This window comes from Dactylosporangium sucinum (genome assembly GCF_014647515.1).
GTDB lineage: Bacteria > Actinomycetota > Actinomycetes > Mycobacteriales > Micromonosporaceae > Dactylosporangium > Dactylosporangium sucinum.
In genome coordinates, this window is record NZ_BMPI01000052.1 from 67,294 (window position 1) to 80,740 (window position 13,447).

11 protein-coding genes are annotated in these 13,447 nt (G+C 67.1%); 4 read left to right on the plus strand and 7 right to left on the minus strand.

Going from position 1 to position 13,447, the window contains the following annotated elements; all coding sequences use genetic code 11:
- Nucleotides 1–79: 79 nt before the first annotated feature.
- Nucleotides 80–343 (minus strand): hypothetical protein, encoded by a 264-nt coding sequence (locus IEZ31_RS39380; protein WP_190255218.1) that lies wholly within the window; start codon nt 341–343, stop codon nt 80–82.
- Nucleotides 344–402: 59 nt separating this feature from the next.
- Between IEZ31_RS39380 and IEZ31_RS39385 the strand changes: the two genes are divergently transcribed.
- Nucleotides 403–2,772: a DEAD/DEAH box helicase gene (locus IEZ31_RS39385; RefSeq protein ID WP_190255197.1), complete on the plus strand. Its 2,370-nt coding sequence runs from the start codon at nt 403–405 to the stop codon at nt 2,770–2,772.
- A 179-nt stretch (nt 2,773–2,951) separates the two neighbouring features.
- Here the strand turns inward: IEZ31_RS39385 and IEZ31_RS39390 are convergent, their stop codons facing one another.
- Both IEZ31_RS39390 and IEZ31_RS57195 read right to left on the minus strand, forming a co-directional pair.
- Nucleotides 2,952–3,395 (minus strand): cytotoxic translational repressor of toxin-antitoxin stability system, encoded by a 444-nt coding sequence (locus IEZ31_RS39390; protein WP_190255198.1) that lies wholly within the window; start codon nt 3,393–3,395, stop codon nt 2,952–2,954.
- A complete protein-coding gene (locus IEZ31_RS57195) occupies nt 3,392–3,631 on the minus strand; it encodes a hypothetical protein (protein ID WP_229836329.1) in 240 nt (79 codons plus the stop codon). Before IEZ31_RS57195 ends, IEZ31_RS39390 begins: the two co-directional genes overlap by 4 nt.
- A 409-nt stretch (nt 3,632–4,040) precedes the next feature.
- On the opposite strand from IEZ31_RS57195, the gene IEZ31_RS39400 reads away from it, so the two are divergent.
- On the plus strand, nt 4,041–5,051 hold the full coding sequence (locus tag IEZ31_RS39400; protein WP_190255199.1) for a beta family protein: 1,011 nt from the start codon (nt 4,041–4,043) through the stop codon (nt 5,049–5,051).
- Between the two features lie 236 nt (nt 5,052–5,287).
- Here IEZ31_RS39400 and IEZ31_RS58350 read toward each other — a convergent pair whose 3' ends face one another.
- The 3 genes from IEZ31_RS58350 to IEZ31_RS39410 all read right to left on the minus strand — a co-directional run bounded on the left by IEZ31_RS58350 (nt 5,288) and on the right by IEZ31_RS39410 (nt 8,297).
- Complete coding sequence (locus tag IEZ31_RS58350) at nt 5,288–5,416, minus strand: hypothetical protein (protein WP_268241730.1); 129 nt, start codon at nt 5,414–5,416, stop codon at nt 5,288–5,290.
- 10 nt (nt 5,417–5,426) lie between these two features.
- A complete protein-coding gene (locus IEZ31_RS57200) occupies nt 5,427–5,600 on the minus strand; it encodes a hypothetical protein (RefSeq protein ID WP_229836331.1) in 174 nt (57 codons plus the stop codon).
- Nucleotides 5,601–5,750: 150 nt separating this feature from the next.
- The gene (locus IEZ31_RS39410; protein WP_190255200.1) at nt 5,751–8,297 is read right to left on the minus strand and encodes a hypothetical protein; all 2,547 of its coding nucleotides are present in this window, start codon (nt 8,295–8,297) and stop codon (nt 5,751–5,753) included.
- Nucleotides 8,298–9,192: 895 nt separating this feature from the next.
- Here IEZ31_RS39410 and IEZ31_RS39415 point away from each other — a divergent pair.
- Nucleotides 9,193–9,453 carry a hypothetical protein gene (locus tag IEZ31_RS39415; protein ID WP_190255201.1) on the plus strand — a complete coding sequence of 87 codons (261 nt, stop codon included), beginning with the start codon at nt 9,193–9,195 and terminating at the stop codon, nt 9,451–9,453.
- A 9-nt stretch (nt 9,454–9,462) separates the two neighbouring features.
- Here IEZ31_RS39415 and IEZ31_RS39420 read toward each other — a convergent pair whose 3' ends face one another.
- Nucleotides 9,463–9,849, minus strand: a complete 387-nt coding sequence (locus IEZ31_RS39420) for a GIY-YIG nuclease family protein (RefSeq protein WP_190255202.1) — start codon at nt 9,847–9,849, stop codon at nt 9,463–9,465.
- An 85-nt stretch (nt 9,850–9,934) separates the two neighbouring features.
- Here IEZ31_RS39420 and IEZ31_RS39425 point away from each other — a divergent pair, with 85 nt between their 5' ends.
- Entirely contained in the window at nt 9,935–13,030 is a 3,096-nt protein-coding gene (locus IEZ31_RS39425; RefSeq protein ID WP_229836332.1) for a DEAD/DEAH box helicase, read from the plus strand.
- The last annotated feature ends 417 nt before the right edge of the window (nt 13,031–13,447 follow it).

Below are 13,447 nucleotides of genomic sequence, written 5' to 3' on the forward strand. Positions count from 1 at the left end.
CTTCTCGCGCCTGCTCACATCGACCGTCGCAGCGCTCGCGCCGCAAGCTCGTGTACGGGGCGACAGCGCTCGGAGGCGCCTATCCGTTCGGTACGCCGAGTAGCGCTGCCATGTGGTTGATCTGGTCAATGTCGAACGGTGTCGTGCCTGCACCGTCCTCGGGATGCCAGTCCTCGACCTTTTTCACGGTGACCTCGACGCCGAGGACGGTGGTGGTGGACGGTACCGCCAGGTTGTCTTCGATCATGGTGTACAGGCCGGTGAGTTGTTCATCGTCGTTGTACGCGTCGACGGTGGCTTCTTCGATCATCGCTTCAAGCGCCGCGGTCCGCTTCGATGCCATCGGCAGATGGTGGCCACCCCCTCCGGGGTGTCCGGTGCCGGTCCACGAGGATGGTCGGTGTGGGTGCGGTGGACGAGTTCGCCGGTCTTCGCCGGGAGGTGGAACGGTTACGTGCGGAGAACGCCCGGCTGTCCCGACTGCTGGAACTGAGTGGTCGCGACACTGCTCCGGCGCCGGAGCAGTTGGCGGCGCCGGTCGCCGCGCCGGGTCTGGTCACGATGGCGTCATCGGTGCGGAACAAGCTGGCGCTGTTCGACGACCGGTTCCAGGCCCGCACCGACGTGTACGCGGTGCGGTGGGAGAACGCCCGGACCGGCGCGGCCGGGTGGATGCCCGCCGTCGCCGGCGGCTGGCGTAAGGGCATGGACCGGCGCGCAGCCGCCTACCTGCCCCGTACGGCGGAGGTCGTCGCCGCGCATCTCGTCGGTGACGTGTTCATGGGGCTGTACCCGCTGCTGCCCGGCAACACCTGCCACTTCGTGGTGGCCGACTTCGACGGCCCGACAGCGATGCTCGACGCCCTCGCCTACGTCAAGGCGGCACGGGCCAGCGCGGTGCCGGCCGGGCTGGAGATCTCCCAGTCGGGACGCGGAGCCCACGTGTGGATCTTCTTCACCGGCCCTGTCCAGGCAGCCGTCGCCAGGGCCGTCGGCACCGTCCTACTGCACGAGGCGATGGTGCTGCGCGGGTCGATGGACCTGCGCTCCTACGACCGGCTGTTCCCCAACCAGGACGTCCTGCCCGAGGGCGGCTTCGGCAACCTGATCGCCGCACCGTTGCAGGGCCGGCGCCGCAACGACCACGGCCTGACCACGTTCCTCGATCTCGCCACGCTGGAGCCGCACGAGGACCAGTGGGCGTTCCTGTCGACGCTGGACCGGCTCAGCCCCGGCGACGCCGAACGCCTCGCCCGGCAAGCGAAACGCGCCACCACCGGCACCGACGTCGCCGCGATGAGCCGGTCGACCGCGACCCGCGTCCATCCCGCCCTACCGGCGGTCGTTCATGCCGAGGCCGGCGCGGGGCTGACCCTCGACGCGGCACAGTTGACCCCGGCCGCCCTTGCCACGTTCAAGCACGCTGCCGCGATGGCGAACCCGAAGTTCTACGAGCTGCAGCGCCTGCGCAAGTCGACCTGGGACACTCCACGGTTTATCCGCGGCTACGACTTCACCCTCGACGACCGCCTCATCGTGCCGCGCGGCCTGCGCCACACGATCACCACGATCGTCGAACGGGCCGGCTCCCGTCTGGTCGTCACCGACGTCCGGAACCCTGGCCGGGAGATCGACGTCGCGTTCACCGCCGTCCTTACGACCAGACAGAGCGCCGCGGTTGGTGCAGTGCTGGCCCATGACGATGGGCTGCTCGTCGCACCGCCCGGATCCGGGAAGACGGTCATGGCCTGCGCCGTGATCGCCGAACGCGGCACCTCGACGCTGGTGCTCGTCGACCGCAAGGCTCTGGCCGACCAGTGGCGCGAGCGCATCGAACAGTTCCTCGGCATCCGGGCCGGCCAACTCGGCGGCGGCCGGCGCAAACTCACCGGCACGGTGGACATCGCGCTGCTGCCTTCCCTCGCGCGGCGCGACGACATCGCCGCCCTAACGGCCGGGTACGGGCACGTCATCGTCGACGAATGCCACCACCTCGGCGCCGCTGCCTACGAGCACTCCGTCAAGCGCATCGCGGCGCAGTTCTGGCTCGGCCTCACCGCCACACCCACCCGCCGGGACGGGCTCGGTCAACTCGTCAGCTGGCAACTCGGGCCTGTCCGGCACACCATGACCGAGGAGGAACAGGGCACCATCGTAGCCGCGCTGGAGTTGGATGCCGGTCCGCAACGGTTGTTGCGCGTCCACGAGACCAGGTTCAAGGTCGCCGACGTGGACCTGGACGCGCCGGGCGCGCTCGCCGAGGTACACCGGCTCCTCGCAGTCGACGAGCCGCGGAACACCCAGATCGTCGACGATGTCGTCACCGCCCTGGCTCGCGGGCGTAACTGTCTCGTCCTCACCCGCCGCGTCGCCCACGTCGAGGCCCTCACCGCGATGCTCGCCACGCGCGGCCATCAGGCGCTCGTCCTGCAAGGATCGATGAGCACCACCGACCGGCGGGCCGCCGTCGACCGGCTCGGCGACGCCAAGGCCGGTGACGGCCTGCTCGTCATCGGCACCACGCCGTTCATCGGCGAGGGCTTCGACGCCCCAGCGCTCGACACCCTGTTCCTCGCCGGCCCGATCTCCTACGACGGCCTGCTGATTCAGTGCGCCGGCCGTGTGATCCGCACAGCGCCCGGCAAGGACACCGCCGAGGTCCACGACTACCACGACCCGGCAACACCGATCCTCGCCGCCTCACTCCAACGCCGCATGCCTGGCTACCGCGCACTCGGCTTCATCAAGCACGCCAGCGGCGCGTCGGTCTGACCACCGCAGCGCACCCGCTCACGCGCCCGAGCATTTCTTGCACGAGGATCCGTCCTACGACCGGCGTTGGCAGCGCATCCACGAGCCCAACGTCCAGTTTGCCGACTATGGCGTCCTCGGCAACCTGGCGCCGTGTCAGCCCAGCTGCTTATGCTCCTCGGCGAGGCGGAAGGACTCGGTCATGAGTCCTCCCTTCGTTCGCCGGCCGCCCAGTACTGGTTCAGCCACGTGATGGCCTCGTCCTTCGTCATTCGCGCCACGTCCGGTTCGGTGAGGCCGACTCGGGTGATGAGCAGGTGCACCACCTCGGCAGGGATCGGTTCGGCCGTTGGCAGTTCAGGCCTGCCCCGAGCCGGTTTGACGCCGTCGCGCACACAGGTCCAGAAGACGTCCTCGGCGACGTCGAGCTGGTCGCGCAGGATGTGACTCCAAATGCCAGGACCGTAGGTGCTGCGGTCCGGTGGATGGGCGATCCGGGTTCGCGGAATCCGGCCGTCCGGCGACGCCAGCTCATACGTGAGATGGTGGGCGCCGGTTCGGCCACGCGCGGTCCGGACGGGCTCCCACCCTTCGATCTCGCAGAATTTCTGGTGATCTTGGCGGGTCGGCGTCGGCCAGCTCATCGAGTCGCGCCCACCAGCCACTCGCGCAGCTGCGCGTCATCGCTGAGCTCGACCACCTGGACCAGCGCCCAGTTGTTCCGATGGTTCGAGGCGTCCAGCAGCCGTTCCTGCCAGTCGTCGGCGTACTCCCGAAGTGCGAGGACCATCTCGTCGATCGCCTCGTCGAACGTCGAGGCGTCTGCGGCCACCGGCACCCCCGGAAGGAAGACGGACCATCCGCCGTCCTCAGCCACCACTTGTGGCGATGGCAGAACACCGACGAGGCTCACCCTCAGGCGGTCGGCGTCCACGACCGCCGCTCGGCCTGTCTCCCGTTGTACGGTCGCCACCCGGCCGCAGCGAGCAGCGTCGAGGTTCCTCCTCAACTTCGACCACGCGCTCCGCGGCGCCCTCGATCGACAGGAGCCGGGCTTCCCAATCCTTCAGGCTCATCGTCGCTCCCTCACCCTCGTCGCTGACGTCCGACCGCGGCGGTACAGCCTCTGCTTGCGTTGGGCGGCCAGCGCCCTGCGCATTGGCCGGCGGTCGCAACAGAGCACCCGGACAATCGAGACTCACTGTTGCCAAGCGACTACAGATAGTTCAATATTGATTGCAGTAAGTGCTTACTGCCGGACGCCGGGAGTGAGTCGGTTGGTTATGTACATGCCGGTCCTCAAGGGCCGTGAGGGCGAGTTTACGGCGATCAGCAATCTCACGGACGATCTGATCCCTCACCTGTTGCCGATTCTGGAGGTCCAGCCGACAGACAAAGGGCCCGCGAAAGACACGTGGGACTTCACCGTCAAAGTCCGAGAACGCCTGCCCAGCAACCTCCTGATTGCCGTTGACGTTCGCTACCTCGCAGATCCACCCTCCAACGTCCGCCGTCCGTTGCAGAGCATCGCAGCCGATCTGGACGCGCTGAAGGTCCCGATGCTTCCGGTCGTCCACCTCCAGGACAGCCGCGAACGGATGACAGACGTCGGAGACGCCGCGGAACTACACTGCGGCCGCGCGGTTCTCCGGCTCGGTAGCGAAGTGGCCGATCCCGACGACGAGGACGCCGAGCGGATGCTCAACAAGATCCGCAAAGATGCGGGCCTTACACCGGAACAGTGCGATCTCGTGATCGACATGTTCGAGGTGCGGTCCGAACGAGATCTCACGCGCGCCGAGCCTATCGCCCGAAAGTGCCTGGCCTGGGCTCGAAGAAGGCCTTGGCGGTCGATCGCGGTCGCGGCGGGCGCAATGCCGGACAGCGTGTCACACCTGCCCCCACGGACCGCTAGCCCCATCCGGCGATGGGACATAGCGCTCTGGCAACGCGTACAAGAGGAAGCTATCCACTACGGCGACTACGCTATTGCTCATCCGAGGATGACCGGCAAGGGCTGGAGACCCGGACCAAACCTCCGCTACACCACCGACGATTCGTGGTGGATCTATCGCTGGCCCGACAGGGACGCCAACGCCGCCATGCACGAACTGTGCGATGCCCTGATCTCGTCTGATCATTGGCCATCCAACGGTGCCACCTTTTCGTGGGGCGACGAAGAGATCGCACGACGCGCACGTGACGGAGGTAGACCAGGAAACCCGACAAATTGGCGAGCTTGGGGCACATCACATCATCTGGCGCAGGTAATAGATCAGCTGAACCGACTCGAGACATAACCCGACGCGTCAGCTGTAGCACCAGGCGAACTCCTCGTCACCGCACGGTTGGACGGCGACCGGTAGGAGCGTCGTCGATGCCAGCGGAGCCGGCAGACGATCTCGCCGACCGCACTCGCACCGGCCGGCGGGCGCAAACATTCACGTTGGCTTGCTCGTCCCTGATGATTCCTCCGGCGGCGAAATGGTGGTCACCATGACGCGGTTGAGAATCCATCGCGTTCGTACCCCCGGGATCAGGCGATCTGACGGAGGCCGTTGCCGTAGTCGAAGATGATCCGCAGCCGCGCACCGAGCGCCTGTGCGTATCGGCTCAAGTTGGCAACCTCATTGACGTCTAGGTCACCGTTCTCGATCTGACTCACCTGCCCGGCGTCACACCATGAGGTCGGCAACTTGGCGCTGGGTCAGCCCCAGCCGCTTACGCTCCTCGGCGAGGTGGAAGGCACGGACCCACGCTTCAGCACGCGCACGTTCCTCAGCAAGCGCGTCGGTGTCGCCGTCGTCCAACTCGGCGCGAATGTCTTGCCAGTCGTGGAACTCGGTCATGAGTCCTCCCTCCGCTTCCGCCCGAATGCCAACCAGGCTTCGTACGCGACCTCCGCCCGCCGGAATCGCGGTCTTGTACCACCCCGACCAATCCCGTTCCCGGTGCGTTCGGGCTGATGGTCTGGCCGCTGATCGCGCGAGCGGAGTTCGTCAGCGTGTCAACCGAGAGTGGCCTCGACGGTGACGGCGGACGTAGGTGAAGCCTTCCGGCAGTTCCCGGTCGACGACCTCAAATGCGCGGACGGCGTCTCGATGCCGGTCGAGTTGTTCCACAGACGCTTGCGCGCCCGGTGGAAGGCGCCGGATGAACCCGGCGACCACGTGGTCCCGTCGCGGTCCGCCGCCGAAGCTGGTCGCGTCCCGTGCCGGGGATACGTCGGGGGTGTAGTGCGACGGCATGTACATCAGCAGCTCGGTGCACACATGACCGGGCCGGGCCGGATGCCATGGACGTCCGTCGGCGTCGACGCTGCCTACGACCCGGTGGACGCGCCCTGTACGGACGAGGTCCGCGACTGCGCTCGATGTCTGGTCAACGAACCGGTTCGGCATGCCGAGCTCGACGCAGTCGCGTACGAGCGCGGCCTCGGCGAGGGTGGCGCTGCCATCGACCGCCAGGTGTCCGAGCCGGCGTAGGGTTCTCAACACCCAACTGTGCACCGACAGCTCGGGGACCTCCCGGTCCTGGTCCGCGCCCGGCGCGTGCTCGCGGGTTACGACCCGCACGTCGTAGCGGTGCCGGAACTCGACCTCGTCGACGCGCTCCGGCCGGTCGAGCGGGAACGTCCGTCCGGTGACGACGAAGCCGTCAATTTGCCAGCCGAACGCAACCAGCGTGCCGGGATGGACGTCGGACGGCCAGGTGATGTCGGCGAGCTCCCACTCGCCGCCGCGACGCCGGAGTGTGACGTTCTGAGCTGGGCGCGCCATGGGATCGTCCGGTGTGTGGTGATCCAGTCGGAGCTGCAATCGTCGCCCGTCGTGGAGCCCAACCGGTGGCGGCTCCGGCAGGGGGCACCAGCCACCGGCGAGATGCAGCCGACGGACGGTGATTCGCCACGCGAGCCGACGCGTTTCCGGATCCGCGTCCTCGTCCCACCACGCGTGATCGTCGGCGTCGTCGGGTCCGAGGCGGGGTGACCCGACGGCGGCGGTGAGCATCTCAGCGTACCGGTCCGCTTCGGTGCGCAGCTCTTCGAGCGATTCCCGCCACTGCGCGGCGTCGAGGGCGAGTGCGGCCAGCCGGCCGACGACCGTGGTGCCGAGGTGCGGGTCAGGGCAGCGGTCAACGGACACCGAAACGTGCTGACGCACTGTGGTGAGCGCGGCGAGCAGCGATCTCGTGCGGGCGGTGAAGGCGACGTCGTCAGGGTCCGGTCGGCGCCGCGACCGAATGACCTGTTGCACCAGGCCGGCCGCTCCTGGATCACGGCACACGACATGGACCGGTGCCCGGTCTTCCTGGTCGAGCACAGCTTGGCAAATCGCGTGTACCTGCGCGTCGAGGGTGCTAACCGCGTCCTCGACGCCGGTGCGCATCTCACCGTCCTCGGTCACCCACGCGTACCCGAAGGCGCCGGTGTCGGATCGCCGTCGAGCACCGGTCACGACCACGACGTGCGCCTGGTCGTTGTCGATGCTGTCGATGCCGTCGAGCGCGGCGGTGCAGAGGAACGAGTCCGGCGTCGCGTGGTCCACCGGCGCCGAGACTGGGACGCTGCTTGGTGATATGTCGTCGACCGGCTGGCGCGTGGTGTCCTCGACGGCATCGCGGAGCCGTGCCACACGTGCAGCCAGCGGTCCGACGCAATCTCGGCACGGATTGGCGGCGCTGGCGTGGACACAGGTGGTCTCGTGGTCCGCGACGACTGTCGCGACGAGTCGACAGAGCGCCGGCTCCGCCTCGGAGACTCGTGCTGCGGCCGCCGCCAGACAGGAAGCACGGAACTGCTGGTATGCCGCCTGCCGGACGAAGAGTGCGAGTCGCACCTCGAATGCACCGACGTCGATTCTAGCGGCCAGCCGTCTCGCCTCCGCGTAGGCGCGGTCGACACCCGCACGCAGCAGTTCCTGGCGGATGGCGGCATTGCGAGCGGTCGGCGGCAGACTCGACGCCCCACCGATGAGCCGGTCGAACCGGTTCCGCAAGCCGGCGACGAGCGACCCGATCTGCTCCTCCCAGCGCTCGACGACGGCGGGGTGCGACAGTGGCGGCGCCTGCCGAAGTTTCTTCGCGTCGGTTGAGACGACCTCGGCGAATGCCGCTGGATCGAGTTCGACCAGACGATGTACTTCGTTAGGCAACGACACGGCCTCGAACACGGACGTCAAGCCAGTGCTCGACAACCATGCCCAGCGTGACCGCGACGGCAGATCCAACGAACCGCCGTGGACCTCACGCTCGTTCAAGACTGCCGCCAATGCCTGCCCGAACACGGTGCCGGCACAGCGGCGCAATACCCGTACTTCGAGAGAGTCGGGCACGTCGGGTTTTGCCGTCGCCGCCGCCATTCGCTGGCGATGCTCGCGCTCCCATCCCTCGACCGCCGTGGTGGCCCGCCTCTCCAGCGAGTAGTCCGCTCGACGACGACTCTGAGGCTTCCTCGACGTACCGAAGAGCCGCGCCACCGAGGCCTCTGACTCGGCTATCGCGACCGCGAGCCGCAACGCGACCACCATGACCACGTCGCCGTCCAAAGCACGAAGTGCTCCACGGACGCGCTGATTTATCTCGGCGCCTTCGGCTTCGGCGCGCAGCAGCTCAGCCAGCTTGGGAAGGTCGGCGCGGAGGGACCCGACGGTCCTCGACGCTTCGGCCTGGGACTGTCGCTTTCGGCGAGCGCCGACAGGCGCGGCAGCCGCGCTCCGGACGCCCCGCCCCGACGTCGGTGTACTCGTCACCACTGCCCTCTTCATTGCGCCGTCCGTGCCGGGGGCTGCTCATCGACCTAAGGAGGCCGCCGGTCAGCAACCCTACGACGACGCTCCGTACTGGCGGAACGGTCGAACGGCCGGAATGGTTGTCGTTCGTCGTGTCGGTCACGAGCCGTCCGGTGACGATGCGGTCGGCCTCGGTTCTCGAGATCAACGCCATAGGTGTTGGTGGCATTGGCATGCGCGTCGAGGTTTGGTGCGCGGGCCGAACATCTGGCGCTCGATCACGGAGCAGCGTTGTCCCTCATTCAGCCCGTCCGCCCCTTCCGGCTCCAGCCTTGCGGTCGAGGACGAAGGCCGGGTCATCGACCGATCGGCGGACATGGCAGCTGGCCGCACTCGCGCTCTTCGGCGACAGGCACCAGGGCGGCAAAGTGCTCAACCGGCTCAATCAGTACGGGAGGTGGGCCGGTGACGCGTTCAGGGCCTGCAAGGAAGGGCCGTTCACCGGCCCGGAACGTACGACCTCGAAACGCTCGTCCGAAACAGCCGGCGGCTCGCCAAGGAATTGCGATGATCACCGACCACGGGACAACACAGCCCCAGGCCAGCCCCGACGCGGCCGACCCAGCTACTCACCAGCGTCGTCGTCCGGGGAGCCCGCGGCGCATGGCCGCGCACCTGTGCCTGGCTGCTCCGCCTGGCGCTGGAGTCGGCCGTGGACAACTACTGGCGCCGCTGCCACTCCGAGATCGCCACCGTGAAGGCCAGGTCACTGCAGTTCCTCGTCCTCGAGCGCTACGCCGGTCGACACACCGCCACCAAGGCCGGCTACGACTGGTGGGCGTTGTCCCGGGCCGGCCACCACCACTGCTACGAACTCGGCCTGACAGCAGGTGAGCTGCACCGGCTGCGCGAAGTCGTCGCAGCGGTTATCACCGACCTTGACAACGCCGGCGCGGCACCCATCGACGTGTGATCGGCTTCTTCACCGCTGGTTCGGCACGCGCCGATTGAACCGCGGCTTCAGCGCCAGAACCAGCGTCTCCTTCACGCCCTCCGGATTGTCCGTCTCATACCAGCGGACGGCGCACCGCCCTAGCCAGGCCGCGATCTCCGCGGCCGAGGCAGCATGGTTCGGCGTATCGAGGAGCTGGCCGACCTGGTCGTGCAGCACGGACGAGCCGCGGTTGCCGGTCAGGTGCTGCCGGAGCCGGCGCCGCAGCTCGCCTGTCGACCCGACATAGACGACGACACCCCGGTCGAGCACCACATGGACGCCGGACGAGCTGGGTGCGGTTGCGGCGACTTCCGTGGTGTACGGCTGAGCGTCGGAGAAGTCGGCCAGCAGATCGTCGTATGACAGGTCAGGCATTCGCCAAGGGTAGCGGCATGAGGCCCGACCGTGCGCTCGTGACCTTGTGTCGAGAAAGCAGTGGTTCATAGGACAGACTGATGCGGTGGCTGAAGAGTTGCCCGCGGGGCTCTACGAGATCGTCGTAACCAAGGCTCTCGAAAGCCGGCTGGCGAACGTCGACCAGGAGCTTGTCAAGCGGCACGTCTTGCGGTCGGCCGATGCGGCTGATCGGATCGCGCTGCTGCTCGCCCGCCAGGTCGAGCGAGCCCTCGACGCCGTACCTGAAGCCGACCGCGTCGCGATCGGTGTCGACGTGGCGCAGCGCCTCCTTGAAGCGCTCGGCACGCAGCTTCCGCGGACGGAGCCGGCGCTCGAATCGCCATCGGCGCCAGGTGAGGTGTTGAGCGCCATCGGCGAGCGGCAACCCGACGGCTCCGCCCGTAGCGCGGGGCGGCCACTCATTCCGCTACTGGATACGACGCTGCTGACGAACGCACCCGGCGAACCCAGAGTCGGCAGCCAGGTCCTTACCGAGATTGAGTCAGCCGACGCCATTGACCTGGTCATGGCGTTCATCCGCACGAGCGGTCTACTGCCAATCATCGGCGCGCTTCGTGAGCATTGCGCCAGGGGGCGACGGCTCCGGGTGCTGACGACCACCTACACCGGCTCAACCGAAGGTCGGGCGCTCGACCTGCTGGCGGATCTCGGCGCCGAGATTCGGGTCTCCTACGACGTGACAACGACCCGTCTGCATGCCAAGGCGTGGCTGTTTCACCGTCGTACGGCGTTCAGCACGGCGTACGTCGGGTCATCCAACCTCACACACTCTGCCCAGGTGGCAGGCCTGGAGTGGAACGTCCGAGTTTCGGCCGCCCGCAACCCTGATGTGGTCAAGAAGATCGACGCAGTCTTCGAGAGTTACTGGCAAAGCGGCGACTTCGTTCCATACGTCGAGGCAGACTTCCAGCAGGCGCTCGATCGGTCCCGTCGATCCGATGGACGCAGCATTTCGTTACTGAGTCCAGTTGAGGTTCGCCTCGAGCCGTTCCAGGAACGGATGCTTGAGCTGATCGAGCTCTCTCGCTCACGGGGCCACCACCGCAATCTGCTGGTATCAGCGACCGGCACGGGTAAGACCGTGATGGCCGCGGTGGACTACGCGCGCCTGCGCCGGAAGTCGCCTCGGGCCCGGCTGTTGTTCGTCGCGCATCGAGAACGCATCCTCGACCAGAGCCTGGCAATGTTCCGCCATGTGATGCGTGACTACGCGTTCGGCGAGAAGTGGGTCGGCGGCGCGAGACCCACCGCGTTCGACCACGTCTTTGCATCTGTCCAGACGCTGGCGGCCAACGGGCTGGAGCACCTCGCGCCGGACCACTTCGACGTCATCATCATCGACGAGTTCCACCACGCTGCGGCGCCGTCGTACCGGGCGATCATGGAAGATCTGACGCCACGTGAACTGCTCGGCCTGACCGCGACGCCGGAGCGTGCCGACGGCCTGCCGCTCTTGCACTGGTTCGGCGACCGCATCGCGGCCGAACTGCGCCTCTGGGATGCCATCGAACAGCATCGCCTGGCGCCGTTCGCGTACTACGGCATTCACGACGGCATCGACCTGCGCGAGGTCCCTTGGCGCCGCGGACGCGGCTATGACGAGGCAGCGCTGACCGAGGTCTACACCAGCGACATGGCATGGGCGCGCTTCGTCTACAAGCAACTCGAGCAGCACGTCACCGATGTCGCAACCATCCGATGCCTGGGCTTCTGTGTGAGCGTTGCCCACGCCCGCTTCATGGCGGCTCAGTTCGAGAAGCTCGGCGTGGCCGCGCTGGCGGTCTCGGCTGAGACGCCGGAGGAGGATCGCGCTGCCGCTCTCCGTGATCTGGACGAGGGGCGGCTGCAGGTCATCTTCTCGGTTGAGCTGTTCAACGAGGGCGTTGATGTGCCCAGCGTCGACACGCTGCTCATGCTGCGCCCGACCGAAAGCGCCACCCTGTTTCTGCAGCAATTGGGTCGAGGCTTGCGGATCGCGACGGGCAAGAGCGTCTGCACGGTACTGGACTTCGTCGGCATGCACCGTCGCGAGTTTCGCTTCGATCAGCGGTACCGTGCGCTGCTCGGCGGCAGCCGCCGCGATCTCGAGCGAGCCGTCGAGGAAGGCTTTCCATTCCTGCCCGCCGGCTGTCACATGGAACTCGACCGGGTGGCCCGCGAAATCGTGCTGCGCAGCGTTCGCGAGGCAATTCCTTCGCGGTGGCCGTCCAAGGTCGCCGAGCTTCGGTCGCTGGCTCAAGATCGGGCATCGGTGACCCTGGCGGACTACCTCGTCGAGACAGGCCTTGAGGTTGCCGATGTGTATGCCAGCAACCGAAGCTGGTCCGCATTGTGTGAGGCTGCCGGCCTGTCTGTTGCACCCGCCGGACCACATGAAGAAGCCCTTCGGCGCGGCATCGCACGCATGCAGCATGTCGATGACCGCCAGCGTCTTGAGGGGTACCACTCATTGTTGAATCACGTAAACTCGCCTGACGTCGACTCGCTGACAAACGTCGAACATCGCCTCATGCGGATGCTCGTCGCCAACCTTGCCGACCAGGTAATTTCACGGACCGATCCGCTCCAGTCCGCGGTTGACCAGCTCTGGTCGCATCCCCAGGTGATCGTTGAACTGCGAGAATTGCTCCACGTCCTCGGTGACGCACCGAGCCACATGCAGCACTCGGCGCTGCCGGAGGTCCCCCTGCAGGTGCACAGTCAGTACACCCGAATTGAGATCCTCGCGGCGGTCGGCGAGGGCACCGGCGCCCGAACGCCCCAGTGGCGTGAGGGCGTGTACGACGCGAAGGCCGCGGGCGCCGATCTGCTCGTGTTCACCCTGGACAAGACGAGTGGCGACTTCTCCCCGACCACCCGCTACCGCGACTACGCGATCAGCCCCGAGCTCATCCACTGGGAGAGTCAATCCACCACGTCCTCCGAAAGCCCGACCGGCCGGCGGTATCAAAACCATGTGGCGATGGGGCGCTCGATCTTGTTGTTCGCGCGGACCCGGGCCGACGATCGGGCCTTCTGGTTCCTCGGCCCGGCGAGATATGTCCAGCACGAGGGCGATCGGCCAATGGCTGTGACCTGGAAGCTCGAGACGCCGTTGTCAGGAGACCTGTTCGCCGCATTCGCCGCCGCCGTTGCCTGACCCCGGTTGCGCCTATCGGTTTACGGGGCCGGGATCAAGGGCGTAGGGCCTCAAGAAGACGCTCTGCGTCCTTGAAATGGGGCTATCGTCCTGGCGACTAACTCCTTCGAGCTGTCCGCGACCGCGCGACGGCCGCTACGGCGCCGCGCCCGTACCGCCAGCCCCCACGGGCGGCGCCCTGGCAGGGCGCGGCAACGCAGTAGCGACAGCTGCCAGGCGCTCAAAGCCGCATCCGCGTCGTTTCCGACTCAGCATCGAAAGGTTCGCTGTCGCAGGTCCGGCACCGAGGGCAAGGCCCGGTTCGACGTCGCTGACCGACACGCAAGTCGGCGCAGCCATGCCGCCTAGTACTGCAACGGCGGTTCGTGACTCAGGCTCGTCGCTCGGTTAACCTCCATTGTGGTCAGTGTGGGGTTG

Excerpts from the sequence above, each read along its gene's own strand:
- IEZ31_RS39390 (WP_190255198.1), bottom strand. The coding sequence starts at position 3,395 with ATGAGCTGGCCGACGCCGACCCGCCAAGATCACCAGAAATTCTGCGAG.
- IEZ31_RS57200 (WP_229836331.1), bottom strand. The coding sequence starts at position 5,600 with ATGACCGAGTTCCACGACTGGCAAGACATTCGCGCCGAGTTGGACGAC.
- IEZ31_RS39400 (WP_190255199.1), top strand. The coding sequence starts at position 4,041 with ATGCCGGTCCTCAAGGGCCGTGAGGGCGAGTTTACGGCGATCAGCAAT.
- IEZ31_RS39380 (WP_190255218.1), bottom strand. The coding sequence starts at position 343 with ATGGCATCGAAGCGGACCGCGGCGCTTGAAGCGATGATCGAAGAAGCC.
- IEZ31_RS39420 (WP_190255202.1), bottom strand. The coding sequence starts at position 9,849 with ATGCCTGACCTGTCATACGACGATCTGCTGGCCGACTTCTCCGACGCT.